Source organism: Methylobacterium sp. yr668, assembly GCF_900116245.1.
Classification (GTDB): domain Bacteria; phylum Pseudomonadota; class Alphaproteobacteria; order Rhizobiales; family Beijerinckiaceae; genus Methylobacterium.
This window is the reverse complement of record NZ_FOZY01000017.1, coordinates 91,237-106,914: the sequence shown is the minus strand read 5'-3', so window position 1 is coordinate 106,914 and position 15,678 is coordinate 91,237. Positions and strand designations below refer to the sequence as shown.

The following is a 15,678-nucleotide window of genomic DNA, read 5'->3' as shown; positions in this document are numbered from 1 at the left end:
CCGGCCCGCTCTCAGCGGCCCGGCAGGATCGGATCGCCGCGCATGAGCGCGTGCAGCCGCTCCGTGTCGAACCCGTTGGGGATGCTGGGCACGGCCGGTTTCGGCGCCGGTGCGGCCTTCGCCGGAAGCGGGATCGACCCCGTCGCCGACGGCTCGGCCTGGGCAGCACGGACCACCGGCGCCGGCGCCAGATGGGCGAGCCGGTCGGCGCTGACGAGGGCGACGGTCGCCGTCGAGACGAGGACGAGGACGGCGCCGAGGAGGGAACGCAGGATACGCAAGCGACCACCCGGGACGCGACTTGAGACGGCAACAGATTTACGGCGCGGCCGTTAACGAAGCCCCACTCCAAGTCTTCGGGAGGCGATATTGACCAACGTCCAGGCCACCGCGAGCGACAGCCCGTTCATCCAGGGCCGCAACGCGCGCCTCTACGGGAAGCCCGTGAGCGAATGCCCCTACCCGGAGGGCTCCCAGGAGCGCGCCGCGTGGATGGAGGCCTACGAGGAGGCCGTGGTCTCGGATCCGCCCGAGAAGCCGTGACGGCGGAAAACGCGGCGGCCCGGCACTGCGAGCCCGCGCGTCCGGCTTGACCTCGCCGGGCGCGGCGCGCTTCGTGCGGTGCACCGCAACGCGATCTCCGAGCCTCGATGTCCCTGAAGCCCTCGCCCGACGCCACGCAGACCTTCGCGCCCGCGACGCGCCTCGTCCACGCGGGCCGCGACCCGGGCGAGCAACACGGCTTCGTGAACACGCCGATCTACCGCGGCTCCACGGTCCTCTACCCGACCTACGACGCGATCAAGAACCGGCGCGGGCGCTACAATTACGGCACCTCGGCGACGCCCACCATGGACGCGCTGACGGGGGCCTGGACGGAACTCGCCGGCGCCGCCGGCACCGTCGTGACGCCCTCGGGCCTCGCGGCGCTCACCGTGGCGCTGATGGCCGCGGTGTCGGCGGGCGACCACCTCCTCGTCACCGATTCCGCCTACCGGCCGACCCGCCAGTTCTGCGACGGCGTGCTGGCGCGCTACGGCGTCGAGATCACCTACTACGACCCGGTCATCGGCGCCGGCATCGCGGAACTGATGCGCCCGAACACCCGGGCCGTGCTGGTCGAGGCGCCCGGATCTCAGAGCTTCGAGATGCAGGACATCCCGGCCATCGCCGAGGTGGCGCACGCCCACGATGCCTGCGTGATCATGGACAACACCTGGGCGACGCCGCTGCTGTTCCCGCCGCACGCGCGCGGCGTCGATATCGCGGTCGAGGCCGGCACCAAGTACCTGAGCGGTGGCTCGGACCTGCTGATCGGCCTGACCTCCGCCAACGCGCGCTACTACCCGGCCGTGCGCCGCACCTTCGACCATTTCGCCATGTGCGCCGGCGCGGAGGACATCTTCCTGGCGCTGCGCGGCCTGCGGACGATGAACCTGCGGCTGCGCGAGCACGGCCGCGCCGGCCTTGAGATGGCCCGGTGGTTCCAGGCGCGCCCCGAGGTGCTGCGGGTGCTCCATCCCGGGCTGCCGGAGGATCCGGGCCACGCGATCTGGAAGCGCGACTTCGCGGGCGCCTCCGGTCTGTTCGGGGTGATCCTCAAGCCGGTGCCCGAGGCGGCGGTGGCGGCCATGCTCGACGGGCTGCAGCTCTTCGGGATGGGCTTCTCCTGGGGCGGCTTCGAGAGCCTCGTGATCCCCTTCGACTGCGCGGGCTACCGGACCGCGACCCGGTGGGCGCCCGGCGGACCGGCGCTCCGCTTCCACATCGGCCTCGAGGACACCGCCGACCTCAAGGCCGACCTCGACGCCGGCTTCGCGCGCCTCCGGGCGGCGTCGTAGGGCGGTCCCGTCCCCGACGGGCGGGGACCGGCGAACCTCAGGGCCGGGACGCGCGGCGGGAGCGGCGCCACATCCGCGCATCGTGATGTGCGCGCGCGCCGTGGCGACCGGCGACGGCACCGCCGTATTTGACCTCGCGCCGCGTTCCTGATTGACCGGCCCGGCATGACCACGAGCCTCTCCGCCGGCGGCGCGCCGCGCCTTGCCCCCGTCGACCGGATCGGCCGCGGGCTCGACGCGCTGAGCCTCACCCACGGCAGGGCCGCCGCCGCCCTGCTGGCGCTGTGCCTGCTCCTGTTCCTGCCGGGCCAGATCTCGCTGCAGCCGATGGACCGGGACGAGCCCCGCTTCGCCCAGGCCTCGAAGCAGATGCTGGAGAGCGGCGACCTCGTGGATATCCGCTTCCAGGGCGAGGCGCGGCACAAGAAGCCGGTGGGGATCTACTGGGCGCAGGCCGCCGCCGTGGCGGCCGGCGAGGCGCTGGGCGTGCCCGGCGCCCGCACCCAGATCGCCCTGTACCGCATCCCGTCGCTGATCGGCGCCGTCGCCTCGGTCCTGCTCGCCTACTGGGGCGCGCTCGCCTTCCTGCCCCGACGGTCGGCGCTGCTCGCCGCCGCCCTCTACGGCGCCTGCCTGATGCTCTCGGCCGAGGCCCACCTCGCCAAGACGGACGCGCTGCTCGCCGCCTGCGCCACCGCGAGCCTCGCCGCGCTCGCCCGCGCGTGGCTGGCGCCGCGGGACGGCAGGCCGGTCTCGCGGCCGACCTTCGCGGCGTTCTGGCTCGGCATGGCGGTCGGGATCCTGGTGAAGGGGCCGATGGTGCCGCTCTTCGTCGCGCTGCCGGCGCTCGGCCTGTCGCTCGTCGCGCGGTCCGGCCGCTGGCTGCTGCCCCTGCGGCCGGGGCCGGGCCTCGCCCTGACGCTCCTGCTGGTGGCGCCCTGGTTCGCGGCGATCGCCTGGAAGAGCGGCGGCGCCTTCTACGCCGAGGCGGTCGGGCACGACATGCTCGGCAAGGTCGGCGGGGTGGCCGAGCGGCACTGGGGACCGCCCGGAGCCTACGCGCTCGTGTTCTTCGCGACCTTCTGGCCCGGGGCGGCCTTCGCCGCCATGAGCCTGCCCTTCGCGTGGCGGGCGCGGCGGGAGCCCGCCGTGATCTTCCTGATCGCCGCGGTGCTGCCGGCCTGGCTGATCTTCGAGGCGGTGCCGACCAAGCTGCCCCACTACGTGCTGCCGCTGATGCCCTGGCTCGCGATCCTGACCGTGCTGGCGCTGAACCGGGGCGCGCTGGACCCGCGCCTGCGGGGCGCCCGCCTGACGGCCCTGCTGCTGCCGGCGATCCCGGTCGCCCTGACCCTCGGCCTCTGCCTCGCCGGCTGGCGCCTCGACGCCCACACGATCCCGTGGCCGGCCCTCCCGCTGCTCGCCGCCGCCTGCGCGGTCGCATTCCTGGCCTGGCTCGCCTTCGCGCACGGGTCGGCCGAGCGCGCGCTCGTCCTCGGCGTGCTGGCCTCCGCCCTGCTCGGGCCCGCGGTGCTCGGCGTGGCGCAGCGCTCGCTGCCGGCCCTGAAGGTCTCGCCGCGGCTCGCGGCCCTGCGCGAGCGGATGCCCTGCCCGAACCCGCTCGTGGCGAGCCTCGGCTACCGCGAGCCGAGCCTCGTCTTCCTCGTCGGCACCGGCCTCGCCCTGCCGCCCGACGGGGCCGCCGCCCGATCCTTCCTCGAGGGCGGCGGCTGCCGCCTGCTCTTCGTGGAATCCCGGGACCGCGACGATTTCAACGCGGCCTGGCCGGTGGGACGCGGCGCGCCCGCGCCCCTTGCGGAGGTCGAGGGCTTCAACCTCAACACCGGCCGCCGGGTCTTCGTGACGGCCTACGCGGTGGCGCCGTGAGCGGATCCCCCCATCTCAGCGTCGTCGTTCCGGTCAAGAACGAGGCCGGCAACATCGCGCCCCTGGTGGCCGAGATCGAGGCCGCCGGCGCGGGCCTCGCCTTCGAGCTGATCTACGTGGATGACGGCTCCACCGACGGCACGCCGGCGGCCCTGGCGGCGGCCCGGGCGGGGCGCCCCTGGCTGCGGGTGCTGCGCCACGCGCGGAGCGGCGGCCAGTCGGCGGCGGTGCGCAGCGGCGTCCTGGCGGCCCGCGGCGGGATCGTCGCGACCCTCGACGGCGATGGCCAGAACGATCCGGCCTTCATCCCCGCGCTGCTCGAGGCCCTTGAGGCGGCGGGACCGGGGGCCGGTCTCGCCCAGGGCCAGCGGCGCGGCCGCAAGGACGGCCGCTTCAAGATGCTCCAGTCCCGGATCGCCAACGGCGTGCGCGGCCGGATCCTCAACGATTCCACCCGCGACACCGGCTGCGGCCTGAAGGTCTTCCGCCGCGCCGTGTACCTCAGGCTGCCGTATTTCGACGCCCTGCACCGGTTCATGCCGGCCCTGGTCGCCCGCGAGGGCTTCTCCGTCGTCCACCGCGACGTGGTCGACCGGCCGCGGCTGACGGGCGTGTCCAATTACGGCCTGTTCGACCGCCTCTGGGTGGGGCTTCTGGATCTCGCCGGCGTCTGGTGGCTGATCCGGCGCAAGCGCGCGGACCCGCGGCCCGAGGAGATCGCCGGCCCCGCCGGCGCGCCGGCGGAGCCGCCGGCCGGCCAACCCGCGGACCAGGACGTCGGATGCTGATCCAGCTCGCCCACGATCTGCCGGCCTATTTCTACGACGTGTTCGTCACCCGGCTCGACTTCTGGCTGGTGTTCGGAATCGTCGCCCAGGTGGTGTTCGGATCGCGCTTCATCCTGCAATGGATCGCGAGCGAGCGGGCCGGGCGGAGCGTGATGCCGCTGTCGTTCTGGTTCCTGTCGATCCTCGGCGGGATGATGACGCTGGTCTACGGGTTCGTGCGCCGCGAGCCGGTGATCATCATCGGCCAGAGCCTCTCCACCGGCATCTACCTGCGCAACCTGGCGCTGATCTTCCGCGAGCGGCGGAGGAAGCGGGGCGCCGCATGACACGGACGCCGCTGCCCGCTTTCTACGACGACCTCGACGCCACCTTCGCGGAACTCTGGCGGCTGCTGGCGGACGGGGCCGCCCATAGCCGTGGCGGCTTCCACCTGCCGACCCTGGCGACGCTCGGGGCCGACGGCGGGCCGCGGCTGCGCACCGTGGTCCTGCGCGCCGCCGACCCGGCCGAGGGGACGCTCCGGTTCCACTGCGACCGCCGCTCCGACAAGGCCGCCGAGATCCTGACCGATCCTGCGTGCGCCCTCGCCGCCTACGACGCGGCCGCGAAGATCCAGATCCGCGTCGAGGGCCGCGCCACGCTGCACACCGACGACGCTCTGGCCGAGGCGGCCTGGACCGGGTCCCGGGCGATGAGCCGGGTCTGCTACGGGGCCGAGCCCGGCCCCGGTACGTCGCTTCCAGCGGGGGACGCCTACAGCCTTCCGGACGAGACCGCGGCCGCGACGCTCGGCCGGCCGCACTTCGCCGCCGTTCTGGTTCGGGCCGAGCGCCTTGATTTCCTCTATCTCGACCGCCGCGGGCACCGCCGGGCCGCCTGGCATCGGCAGCCCGGCGGGTGGTCCGGTGGCTGGATCGCGCCGTAGCCGGAGCGCCGTCCGCGAGCCGGGCCGCCCGGGGTCGGCTCGCCGGTCCGGATGGCAGCCCTGCACCGCCCGGCCTGTCGCGATCGGGCCGTCCGGGCTAAAGCCCGCGGACCCGGCCGCCCATCCGGGTCGACCGGGAGGACTCCGTGGGCCTCGTCTACGCGCTCGCCGCCTACCTGAGCTGGGGCCTCGTGGTCCCGGTGCATTTCCGGATGCTCGGGGCCTACACGCCGTACCACATCCTGTCGGAGCGGATCGTCTGGTCGAGCGTGTTCGCCGGCGCGCTGGCGCTGATCCTCGCGGCCCGCCACCGCCTCAACCTGCCGCTGCCGCTCCGGAAGCGCCACGCGCTGCTGGTGCTCTCGGCGGCGATGATCGGCGTGAACTGGCTGCTCTACCTCTACGCCGTCAGCGGGGGTCACCTGCTCGACGCGAGCCTCGGCTACTACATCAATCCCCTGGTGAGCGTGGCCTTCGGCCGGGTGGTGCTGGGCGAGCGCCTGCGGCCGGCGCAGGCCGTCGCGATCGGCATCGCCGCGACGGGCGTCGCCGTCGCGGTGGTGTGGGCCGGGGAACTGCCCCTGATGTCGCTGTCGCTGGCGGTGAGCTTCGCCCTCTACGGGCTCGCCCGGAAGATCGTCGGCGTCGACGCGCTGGTCGGCTTCCTGGCCGAAACCCTGCTGCTGCTGCCGGCGGCGATCGTCTGGCTCGTCCTGTCGCCCGAGCCGTTCCTGCCGGCCGCGCCGGGGGACCGTGCCCTGCTGATGCTCACGGGCCTGACCACCGCGCTGCCGCTGATCTGGTTCGCCGCGGCGGCGGTGCGCCTGCGGCTCACGACCCTGGGCCTCCTGCAGTACGTGGCGCCGACCTGCCTGCTCGTCCTGAGCGTCCTCGTCTACGGCGAGCGCGTCGAGCCGCATCGGGCGCTGATGCTCGCGCTGATCTGGGTGGCACTCGCGCTCTACACGATCGACGCCCTGCGTTTTCGCCGGCCGCCGGCTCCCGCGGCCCCGCGGTCGGATCCGGACGCGATGCGTGTATAAGGAATACTGGTTCAAGCCGCCGCGGGGCGGGTGACGGGACAGCGTCGGGTCGATGAGCGAGACTGAGAGCGGCCCAGGGTCCGTCACGGAGGCCGATTACCGCAACCTCGCCGAGACGCTGCCGCAGCTCGCCTGGATCGCCGAGGCCGACGGCACCATCGTCTGGTACAATCAGCGCTGGTACGACTACACGGGCACCTCCCTGGACGAGATGCGGGGCTGGGGCTGGCGCACGGTCCACCACCCGGACCACGTCGCGGCGGTGACCGAGCGCTACCGCGCCGCGATCACGCTGGGCCGGTCCTGGGAAGACACGTTCCCGCTGCGCGGCCGCGACGGGAGCTACCGCTGGTTCCTGTCGAAGGCGCTGCCCCACCGGGACGGATCCGGGCGGATCCTGCGCTGGTACGGGACCAACACCGACATCACCGTCCGCCGCGCGGTCGAGGAGCGCCTGCGCCATTCCGAGCAGCGCTTCCGGGCGCTGGTGGACGCCTCGGCGGCGGTGATCTGGAACACGGACGCGGCGGGCGAGCTGTTGCCGCCGCAGGTCCGGTGGAGCACCTATACCGGCCAGACCGAGGAGGCCTATCAGGGCTGGGGCTGGCTGGACGCCGTCCATCCCGACGACCGGGGCCACGCGGCCGATGCCTGGGCGGCCTGCGTGGAGGCACGCGCGACCTACGAGGTCGAGTACAGGCTGCGCCGGCACGACGGGGCTTGGCGCGCCATGGAGGTGCGCGGCGTGCCGGTCCTCGCCGAGGACGGCTCCCTGCGGGAATGGGTCGGTACCTGCGTCGACGTCACCGAGCGCAAGGAGGCCGAAGAGGCGGTGGAGCGCGCCCGACAGGCCGCCGAGGCGGCCAACCGGGCCAAGAGCCAGTTCATCGCCAACATGAGCCACGAGCTGCGCACCCCGCTCTCGGCGGTGATCGGCTACTCCGAGATGCTCGGCGAGGAGCTGGAGGATATCGGCCAGGCCGCCCTCCTGCCGGACCTGCGCAAGATCGAGGCGGCCGCCCGTCACCTGCTGTCGCTGATCAACGACGTCCTCGACATCTCGAAGATCGAGGCCGGCCGCATGACCGCCTCGGCCGAGACCTTCACGGTGGCCGACCTGCTCCGGGACGTCTCCGATTCCACCGGATCCCTGGTCGAGAAGAAGGGCAACCGCTTCGTCCTCGACGCCGGCGCGGCGGGCGAGGCCGGCCTGGGCTCCATGCACCAGGACCAGACCAAGATCCGCCAGTGCCTGCTGAACCTGATCGGCAACGCCGCGAAGTTCACCGAGCGGGGGACGATCACCCTGACGGTGCGGCGGCACCGCGAGGCTGGGGCCGACTGGCTGTCCTTCGCGGTCGCCGACACCGGCATCGGCCTGACCGAGGCCCAGATCGACCGCCTGTTCGAGCGCTTCGTCCAGGCCGACGATTCGACCACCCGGCAGTTCGGCGGGACGGGCCTCGGGCTCGCCATCACCCGCGCGTTCTGCCGGACGATGGGCGGCGATATCGGCGTCGCCAGCACCCCGGGCGCGGGCGCGACCTTCACGATCCGCCTGCCCGCGACCCTGCGCCCGGAGGACGCGCCGCCGACCGAGGCCGAGGCGCACGCGCCGGTGGAGCCGCACGAGGAGCACGAGACGGTGCTGCTGGTCGACGACGACCCGGCCGCCCGGGAGCTGCTCCAGCGCTTCCTGGAGCGCGAGGGCTTCCACGTCCGCAGCGCCAACGACGGCCGCGCCGGCCTGACGCTCGCCCGGGCCCTGAAGCCGCGGGCGATCCTGCTCGACGTCGAGATGCCGCGCATGGACGGCTGGGCGGTCCTGCACGCGGTCCGCAACGACCCCGACCTCGCCGGGACGCCGGTGATCATGACCTCGGTGGTGGCCGAGCAGGGGCTCGGCCAAGCGCTCGGCGCCACCGACTACTTCGTCAAGCCGATCGACTGGGACCGGCTCAAGGGCCTGATGGAGCGCTACCGGCCCGCGGCGCCGAACGAGGCGCGGGTCCTCGTGGTCGACGACGACGCGGATGCCCGGGAGCGCCTGCGCCGGTCGCTCGGCCGCGAGGGCTGGACCGTCGACGAGGCGGAGAACGGCCGGATCGCCCTGGAGCGGGTCAGCCAGGCGCGGCCGAGCCTGATCCTGCTCGACCTGATGATGCCCGAGATGGACGGGTTCGGCTTCCTGCGGGCCCTCCGGTCGCGGCCCGACGGCGACGTGCCCGTGGTGGTGCTCACCGCCAAGGAGGTCACGGCGGCCGAGAAGGAGAGCCTGAACCGGCAGGCCGACCGGGTGATCGCCAAGGGCTCGATGAGCCTCGCGGAGATCGGCCGGCAACTGCGCGTCCTCTACGCGCGTTCGGCGACCGAGCCGGTGCCGGGGCAGCTCCAGGGTTTGCTGGATCGGCTGGCCGAGAAGGACGCGGGAGAACCACGATGAGCGCGGACGGGATCGATCCGGAGAAGGCGGTGGCCATCCGGCTGCGGGCGCGGCTCGCGGTGGTGGAGCGGGCGGCATGGTTCGGCTTCGTCCACGCGATGAAGACCCGGCCGGTCGAGACCGAGGCCTACATCGCCTCGGAGCGGGCGCGCTGCACGGACGGGTTCGGCAGCGGCGCCTGGGCCAAGGACCTCACCGACGCCGAGCGGACGATGCTCGCCGAGGAGGTCGACAGCGGGCTGGCGCAGCTGCTGGAGGATGCCCGCGCCGAGCTGTGAGGCTCGGCCGGCGGCGCGGAGCTGGTCCGCGCGTCCCGATGGCAACGAAAGACGATCTCCCGCTTTGACGGCGTGACGTCGACGGGACGACGTCGCCGAGGCGCCCATGCTGTACGAACTCGCGACCCTCTCGTGCCCGCTGCTCGCGGTGGGTCAGGTCTCGGCCGGCGTCGAGGCCTGGCTGGACGATCCCGACGCCAAGGGCGAGCTGGTCGGCTGCTGGCGCACCGAGATCGGGACGCTGGGGCGCCTGATCGTGCTGCGCGGCTTCGCGGCGCCCGAGGACATGACCGCCGAGCGCCGGCGCGCCCTCCTCAGCGCCAACCCGTTCAACGCCGGGCACGTGATCACCGCGCTGGAGATGGACAGCTACGCCCCGTTCCCCTTCCTGCCGCCGATCCGGACGGGTGACCGGGGCGGGGTGTACGAGATCCGGACCTATCGCCAGAAGCCGGGGGGCCTGCCGCCGACCCTCGCGGCCTGGGAGGCCGCGATCGAGCCGGCACGCGCCTACACGCAGCACCTCGTCGTCAACCTGTACGCCCTCGACGGCGCACCGCGCATCACGCACATCTGGGGTTTCCGCAGCCTGGAGGAGCGGGCCGCACTGCGAGCCCGCGCCTACGAGGCGGGAATCTGGCCGCCGAAGGGCGGCCCGGACCAGATCGCCGAGGCGACCGCGACGATCGCGCTCCCCCAGGGGCGCTCGCCCCTGCGCTGACCGCCATCCGTCGAGAGCCGCAACCCGCGCTGGCGCCACCCCAGGGGGCGGCGCCAGCGCCGTCACTCAGCGGCGGCAGACGCCCCGCGGGCCGCGATAGAGGCCGGGCGGGCAGCCGCGGGGAGCGCCGGTGACGGCGCGGCGGATCGCACCGCGCGGGCCGCGATTCAGGCGGCAGCCGCCGTAGGCCCCGCGATGGGCGCCGAACCCGCAGCCGCCGCGGACGAGGGTGACGGCGGCGTCGCCGCCGGCCAGCGGTGCCACGGGCATCGCCTGGGCTCCGCCGGCGAACAGGGCGACGGACGCGGCGACGATCAGGCCGGTCATTCTCATGAGATTCTCTCCCGCTAAGCACAGGGCACGGCCCGGTGCGATCCGGGCCGCGTCCCGGCCTGCGGCCGCGGCCAGTAACCCCGGGCCTGCGGCATCGTTCCGCGCGCGAGCGGGGCCGCCGATCAGGCGCCGAACAGGTCGCGCCAGGCCGGTGGAAGCCCTGTACCGGCCAGGGGCAATGACGGCGCGTGCCCGGGCAGGCTCGTCGCCGAGAACACGCCGCGGGCCACCGCCCGGGCCAGGACGCGCGCGGCGACGTCGCCGAGGCGGGCGAGGTCGACCACCGGTTCGGCGAGGGGCACGGCGCCGGTCGCCGCGGCGAAGACTAGGTCGCCGTCGAGGGGCGTGTGCGCCGGCACGAGCGCGCGGGCGAGTCCGTCCTGCGCGGCCACCGCGAGGCGCCGGCACTGCGCCTTGGTCAGCGCCGCGTCGGTCGCCACCACGGCCAGCGTCGTGGCGGCGCCCGGCAGCGCCCGGGCCGGGAAGGCGAGGGCCTCCGGCGGCACCCGGACCGGCGCGCCGAGACCACCGAACTCGTCGCCCTCTTCGAAGGGCGCCGCCCAGAAATGCGGCCCGGCGCCGATCGTCGCGTTGCCGAAGGCGTTCACGGCCGCGAGCGCCCCGACGCGGAAGCCCGTTCCCGGCACCTGCGCCGATGCGGATCCGATCCCGCCCTTCAGTCGCCCGGTGCGCGCGCCTGTCCCGGCCCCGACCGAGCCCAGGGCGAAATCCTCCGCCGCGGCCGCGGCGGCCTGAAAGCCCAGCTCGCGATAGGGCGGATAGCGGCCCCAGGCCTTGTCGCCGCCGTTGGGGAGATCGAACAGGACCGCCCCGGGGACGATCGGCACCCGCATGGCACCGACCGGGAAGCCGCGCCCGGCCTCGGCGAGCCACGCCGCCACGCCCGCCCCCGCGTCGAGGCCGAAGGCCGAGCCCCCGGAGAGCACGAAGGCGTCGACCCGCTCCACGGTGCGCTCGGGGTCGAGCAGGTCGGTCTCGCGGGTGCCCGGCCCGCCGCCGCGCACGTCGACCGCGGCGATGGCCGGCTCATCGAACACGATCGCGGTGACGCCGCTGGCGAGCCGCAGGTCGGTGGCGTGGCCGACCCGCAGGCCGGGAATGTCGGTGATGCGATTCTGCGGCATGGACCGAGCTTGCCACGCCGCGTCATCGCCGCAAATCCGGCCGGGGCCGTTGACCGTCGGCCGGGGTTTCCCAGGTTGGCAGACGGCACAGCGCGTCGAGGAGCACGGCATGGACGTCGGATTCATCGGAATGGGGCGAATGGGTCGCGCCATGGCGGCCAATCTCGCGCGGGCCGGCCACGCGGTCCGCGCCTGGAACCGCTCGCCGGAGGCCGCGCGCGGCATCGACGGCGTCACCCCGGTGGCGAGCGCCGCCGAGGCCTTCGCCGGGGACGCCGTGATCACCATGCTGGCCGACGACGCGGCCCTCGAGGCCGTGATCGTGGCCGGCGGCCTCCTCGACCGGCCGGAGCGCCCCGGCCTGCATATCGGGATGAGCACGGTCTCGGTGGCCCTGGCGAAGCAGCTCGCCGCCGTCCACGCGCGGGCCGGCGTCCCCTACGTCTCGGCCCCGGTCTTCGGGCGGCCGGACGTGGCGGAGGCCGGGAAGCTCAACATCGTTGCGGCGGGAGAGGGAGCCCTGATCGACCGCGCCGGCCCGCTCCTCGACGCGATGGGCGCCAGGACCTGGCGCTTCGGCGACGACCCGACGCGGGCGAACGCCGTCAAGCTCGCCGGCAACTTCATGCTGATCTCGGCGATCGAGGCCATGGCCGAGGCCTGCGCCCTGACGGAGGGCCACGGCGTCCCGGGCGCCGAGTTCCTCGACCTGATGACCAACACGCTGTTCGCCTCGCCGGTCTACAAGGGCTACGGCGCCTCGATCGCGCAGAACCGCTACGAGCCGCCGGGCTTCATCCTCAGGCTCGGGGCCAAGGACGTGCGGCTCGCCCTGCAGGCGGCCGAGGGCGCCGGGGTGCCGATGCCCTTCGCCAGCGTGCTGCGGGACGGTCTCATCGAGGCGATCAGCCACGGCGACGGTGAGAAGGATCTGGCGGCGCTCGCCCGCGTCTCCGCCCGGCGCGCAGGGCAGGGTTGAATTCTGCGGCAATGGCTCGCCTTTCTGGCGAACCTTAACCCGTCATTTCAACCTCACGACAGAGTGTCCGGCCGGCTATAGGCACGGATACCAATATATGCGCACACATTCCTATTCGCTGCGCAGGATGACTCTGTCGACGAAAGTCATCCTGCTGGCGATGCTCGCCGTGACACTCACCGCCGGCGCCATCTGGATTACGGTCTCGCGACAGACTTGGTCGCAGATGGAGGCGCGCCAGCGCACCAACGGCGAGCGCAACCTGAGAACTCTGGCGCTCGTCCTGGCGGCGCGGGTCGAGGGCGCGGCGGCGGATCTCGACGACGCGCGCGTCGCCCGGGTGTCGACGCCGAGCCTGTCGGGCTTCGCCGATGCCCGCGTCGTGGACGACGCCGTCGCCTACTCGGGCGGCCTGGCGACGGTGTTCAGCTACGAGCCCGCCTCCGACAGCTTCGTACGGCGCCAGACCACCGTGCGCCGGGAGGACGGGACCCGCGCGGTCGGCACGGCGCTCGCCGCCGACAGCCCGGCCCAGGCCGCGATCCGCGCCGGGCAAACCTACGAGGGGCCGGCGACCCTGTTCGGGCGGCGCTACCACACGGTGTACCAGCCGACGGTCGACGCCGCCGGCAAGGTGAACGGCATCCTGTTCGTCGGCCTGCCGATCGAGATGTACTTCGACGCCCACGCCCAGACGATGACGAGCCTCAGCGTCGCCGCCCTGATCATCGCGGTGCTGGCCTGTGCCCTCGTCGGGCTGGCGGCGGCGCGGCTGTTCCGGCCCTTCTCGGCGATCGCGGCGCGGATCGAGGCCCTCGCGGCCGGCGACTTGGACTCGGCGATCCCCCACGCGGCGCGCGGCGACGAGATCGGCACGGTGGCGCGCGCCCTCGAGGTGCTGCGCGTCTCCGGCCTGCGGACCCGGGAACTCGAGAGCCTGCAGAGCGCGAGCGCAGCTGACGAGACGCGGCGGCGGGCCGCCCTCGACCGCGCCATCGAGGCGTTCCGCGGCCAGATCGTCCGCCTGAAGGACGCGCTGACCGCCAGCACCGGCGCGATGCGCGCCCGGGCCGGCGAGATGGCGGCCAGCTCCGCCGAGGCGGAGGCCGCCGTCGCCGAGACCGAGCGCGGCTCGCACGAGACCTCCGCCAGCGTCCAGACCGTCGCGAGCGCCGCCGAGGAGCTCTCCGCCTCCATCGCGGAGATCGAGACCCAGCTCGACCAGGCCGAGGCCCTGGTGGCCACGGCCGCCGCGGAGTCGGACGCCATGAACGCCGAGATCGGCGAGCTCGCCGAGGCCGCAGGGCGCATCGGCGCGGTGGTCGGGCTGATCCGCCAGATCGCCGAGCAGACCAACCTGCTGGCGCTCAACGCCACGATCGAGTCCGCCCGGGCCGGCGCCGCCGGCAAGGGCTTCGCCGTGGTGGCCGCGGAGGTGAAGGCGCTGGCGTCGCAGACCGCGCGGGCGACCGAGGAGATCGGCAGCCAGATCGCCGGCGTGCAGGCCTCGACGACGGCGGCCGTGGCGGCCATCGGCCGGATGGGCGAGCGGATGCGGGCGGTCAGCGCCACCACGGGTGGGATCGCGTCGGCGGTCTCGGCCCAGGGCGCGGCCACCGCCGAGATCTCCCGCAACGTCGCCGACACGGCCGGCGCCACCGAGGCCATCGCGGGTGGCCTGACCACGGTCGCCGGCGCCGCGCGGCGCTCGGCCCGCATGGCCGCCACGGTCACCGAGGCGGCTCAGACCGTCGACGCGGTCGCGGCCGACCTCGAGGGCGAGATCGAGCGCTTCCTCGGTCAGGTCGCGGCCTGAGCCCTCAGAGCCCGTAGCGGGCGAAGGCCGCGCGCTCCGCGAACGCGGCCATCGCCCCCTCGGCCAGGTCGATCCCGCCCGGCGCGCCGCCCCGGCGCAGGATGCGGGAGAGCAGGCCGCCGCGCGCCTCGGCGACGAGGCGCAGGTCGACCTTCTCGCCGAAGCGCGCGCGCATCGCGGTGCGCACGTCGCCCAGGGCGTCGACGAGGCCGAGGGACAGCGCCTGCCGCCCGGTCCAGACCGCGCCGGTGAACAGGTTCTCGGACGTCGACAGGCCCGGGCGCCGGGCCGTGACGAGGCCGGTGAACAGGTCTTGCACGTCGGCCTGGATGCGCTTCAGGCGCTCCACGTCGGCGGGATCCTCCGGGCGGAACGGGTCGAGCATCGACTTCGCCTCGCCCTGCGTGTGCACCCGGCGCTCGACACCGAGCTTCTCTAGGAGGCCGTGGAAGCCGAACCCGGCCGAGACCACGCCGATCGAGCCGACGATCGAGGTCGGGTCGGCGACGATCTCGTCGGCCGCGCAGGCGATCATGTAGCCGCCGGAGGCCGCGACATCCTCCACGAAGGCGATCACCGGCACGCCCTTCTCGTCGGCCAGCGCCCGGATGCGGCGGTGGATCAGGTGCGACTGCGCTGGCGAGCCGCCGGGCGAGTTGATCACCAGCGCCACCGCCTTCACACCCGGCATCCCGAAGGCGCGCTCCAGGCTGCCCGCGACGCCCCCGATCGAGAGCCCCGGCCGGAGCGGCGAGACCGCCCCGATCGTGCCCGACAGCCGGACCACCGCGACCCGAGGGCGTCGGTCCCGGAAGCGGCGCGGGAGGAGGGCACGGAATGTGTCGGGGAACGCGAACGCCATGTGGTCTTACGCGGCTCGTCGGGAAGCCGGGCGGGAGACGGCCCGGAAGCGCCTGTCGTCGGAAACTGGGCGCTTTCCGGCCCCGCGCAAGGGCGGTGCGCGAGGGTGGTGCGCGAGGGCGGCGCATCTGCGCAGTCGGAACGGATCGAACCGTTTGCCGACCTTGGCCGTTTCAGGCGACGGCGCGAGCCTCGTGCCGGCCCGGATCCGCTGGACTCGGACGGGCGCTCACACGGGAGAGAAACGATGCGACCCTGGCCGATCCTGGTCCTCCTCGCCGCGCTGCTCGGCGGGCTGGCGAGTGCGCCCGCGCGCGCGGCGCCCCTGCCGGTCCCCGCGAGCGCCGAGGCCGCCGCGCCCGCCCCCGCGGTGCAGCAGGCCCACTGGCGCCACCGCCGCCACTGGCACCGCCGCCACCACTGGCGCCGCCACTGGCACCACCGCCGCCACTACTGGCACCGTCGCCATCACTGGCACCGGCACCACCATTTCCGCCGGCACTGGCACCGCCACCACGTCTGGCATGGCCGCCCGTACGCCCGTCCGTACGGCCACCGGCACGTCACGTTCTACTGAGCGCAGCCCTGCGCGTCCCGGCCCGATCCGGCCGGGACGCA

The 15,678-nt window shown here is 74.1% G+C and carries 17 protein-coding genes; 13 read left to right on the top strand and 4 right to left on the bottom strand.

All coding sequences use genetic code 11. The features are described 5' to 3' along the window. Positions 1-11: 11 nt before the first annotated feature. Positions 12-281: a hypothetical protein gene (locus BM419_RS20515; RefSeq protein ID WP_056532366.1), complete on the bottom strand. Its 270-nt coding sequence runs from the start codon at positions 279-281 to the stop codon at positions 12-14. An 88-nt stretch (positions 282-369) separates the two neighbouring features. Here BM419_RS20515 and BM419_RS32490 point away from each other — a divergent pair, with 88 nt between their 5' ends. The 10 genes from BM419_RS32490 to BM419_RS20470 all read left to right on the top strand — a co-directional run bounded on the left by BM419_RS32490 (position 370) and on the right by BM419_RS20470 (position 9,926). Continuing rightward, the gene (locus tag BM419_RS32490; RefSeq protein ID WP_012319140.1) at positions 370-543 is read left to right on the top strand and encodes a ribosome modulation factor; all 174 of its coding nucleotides are present in this window, start codon (positions 370-372) and stop codon (positions 541-543) included. Between the two features lie 107 nt (positions 544-650). Further along, positions 651-1,841, top strand: coding sequence for a cystathionine beta-lyase (gene metC, locus BM419_RS20510; RefSeq protein ID WP_020095407.1), 1,191 nt, complete (start codon positions 651-653; stop codon positions 1,839-1,841). Positions 1,842-2,006: 165 nt separating this feature from the next. Further along, complete coding sequence (locus BM419_RS20505) at positions 2,007-3,728, top strand: glycosyl transferase (RefSeq protein WP_091927547.1); 1,722 nt, start codon at positions 2,007-2,009, stop codon at positions 3,726-3,728. Continuing rightward, on the top strand, positions 3,725-4,516 hold the full coding sequence (locus tag BM419_RS20500) for a glycosyltransferase (protein WP_091927546.1): 792 nt from the start codon (positions 3,725-3,727) through the stop codon (positions 4,514-4,516). Before BM419_RS20505 ends, BM419_RS20500 begins: the two co-directional genes overlap by 4 nt. Continuing rightward, positions 4,510-4,842 (top strand): lipid-A-disaccharide synthase N-terminal domain-containing protein, encoded by a 333-nt coding sequence (locus BM419_RS20495; protein ID WP_020095404.1) that lies wholly within the window; start codon positions 4,510-4,512, stop codon positions 4,840-4,842. The genes BM419_RS20500 and BM419_RS20495 overlap by 7 nt, the downstream gene beginning before the upstream one ends. Then, positions 4,839-5,441 carry a pyridoxamine 5'-phosphate oxidase family protein gene (locus BM419_RS20490; RefSeq protein WP_091927545.1) on the top strand — a complete coding sequence of 201 codons (603 nt, stop codon included), beginning with the start codon at positions 4,839-4,841 and terminating at the stop codon, positions 5,439-5,441. Before BM419_RS20495 ends, BM419_RS20490 begins: the two co-directional genes overlap by 4 nt. A gap of 146 nt (positions 5,442-5,587) precedes the next feature. Further along, positions 5,588-6,484, top strand: coding sequence for an EamA family transporter RarD (gene rarD / locus BM419_RS20485; protein ID WP_020095402.1), 897 nt, complete (start codon positions 5,588-5,590; stop codon positions 6,482-6,484). Positions 6,485-6,536: 52 nt separating this feature from the next. Next, positions 6,537-8,927: a hybrid sensor histidine kinase/response regulator gene (locus BM419_RS20480; RefSeq protein ID WP_091927544.1), complete on the top strand. Its 2,391-nt coding sequence runs from the start codon at positions 6,537-6,539 to the stop codon at positions 8,925-8,927. Beyond that, on the top strand, positions 8,924-9,205 hold the full coding sequence (locus BM419_RS20475; RefSeq protein WP_020095400.1) for a hypothetical protein: 282 nt from the start codon (positions 8,924-8,926) through the stop codon (positions 9,203-9,205). The genes BM419_RS20480 and BM419_RS20475 overlap by 4 nt, the downstream gene beginning before the upstream one ends. Before the next feature lie 106 nt (positions 9,206-9,311). Beyond that, positions 9,312-9,926 carry an NIPSNAP family protein gene (locus BM419_RS20470; protein ID WP_091927543.1) on the top strand — a complete coding sequence of 205 codons (615 nt, stop codon included), beginning with the start codon at positions 9,312-9,314 and terminating at the stop codon, positions 9,924-9,926. Positions 9,927-9,992: 66 nt separating this feature from the next. Here BM419_RS20470 and BM419_RS20465 read toward each other — a convergent pair whose 3' ends face one another. Both BM419_RS20465 and BM419_RS20460 read right to left on the bottom strand, forming a co-directional pair. Further along, positions 9,993-10,259 (bottom strand): GCG_CRPN prefix-to-repeats domain-containing protein, encoded by a 267-nt coding sequence (locus BM419_RS20465; protein ID WP_244540812.1) that lies wholly within the window; start codon positions 10,257-10,259, stop codon positions 9,993-9,995. A gap of 122 nt (positions 10,260-10,381) precedes the next feature. Next, positions 10,382-11,404: a P1 family peptidase gene (locus tag BM419_RS20460; protein ID WP_091927541.1), complete on the bottom strand. Its 1,023-nt coding sequence runs from the start codon at positions 11,402-11,404 to the stop codon at positions 10,382-10,384. Here BM419_RS20460 and BM419_RS20455 point away from each other — a divergent pair. Both BM419_RS20455 and BM419_RS20450 read left to right on the top strand, forming a co-directional pair. After that, positions 11,298-12,383 (top strand): NAD(P)-dependent oxidoreductase, encoded by a 1,086-nt coding sequence (locus BM419_RS20455; RefSeq protein WP_348273195.1) that lies wholly within the window; start codon positions 11,298-11,300, stop codon positions 12,381-12,383. The two genes, BM419_RS20460 and BM419_RS20455, sit on opposite strands and share 107 nt — an antisense overlap. Before the next feature lie 97 nt (positions 12,384-12,480). Continuing rightward, positions 12,481-14,199 carry a methyl-accepting chemotaxis protein gene (locus BM419_RS20450; protein WP_091927540.1) on the top strand — a complete coding sequence of 573 codons (1,719 nt, stop codon included), beginning with the start codon at positions 12,481-12,483 and terminating at the stop codon, positions 14,197-14,199. A 4-nt stretch (positions 14,200-14,203) separates the two neighbouring features. Here the strand turns inward: BM419_RS20450 and BM419_RS20445 are convergent, their stop codons facing one another. Continuing rightward, entirely contained in the window at positions 14,204-15,061 is an 858-nt protein-coding gene (locus tag BM419_RS20445; protein WP_091927539.1) for a S49 family peptidase, read from the bottom strand. A 246-nt stretch (positions 15,062-15,307) separates the two neighbouring features. Between BM419_RS20445 and BM419_RS20440 the strand changes: the two genes are divergently transcribed. Further along, positions 15,308-15,637 carry a hypothetical protein gene (locus tag BM419_RS20440; RefSeq protein WP_020095393.1) on the top strand — a complete coding sequence of 110 codons (330 nt, stop codon included), beginning with the start codon at positions 15,308-15,310 and terminating at the stop codon, positions 15,635-15,637. Positions 15,638-15,678: the final 41 nt, after the last annotated feature.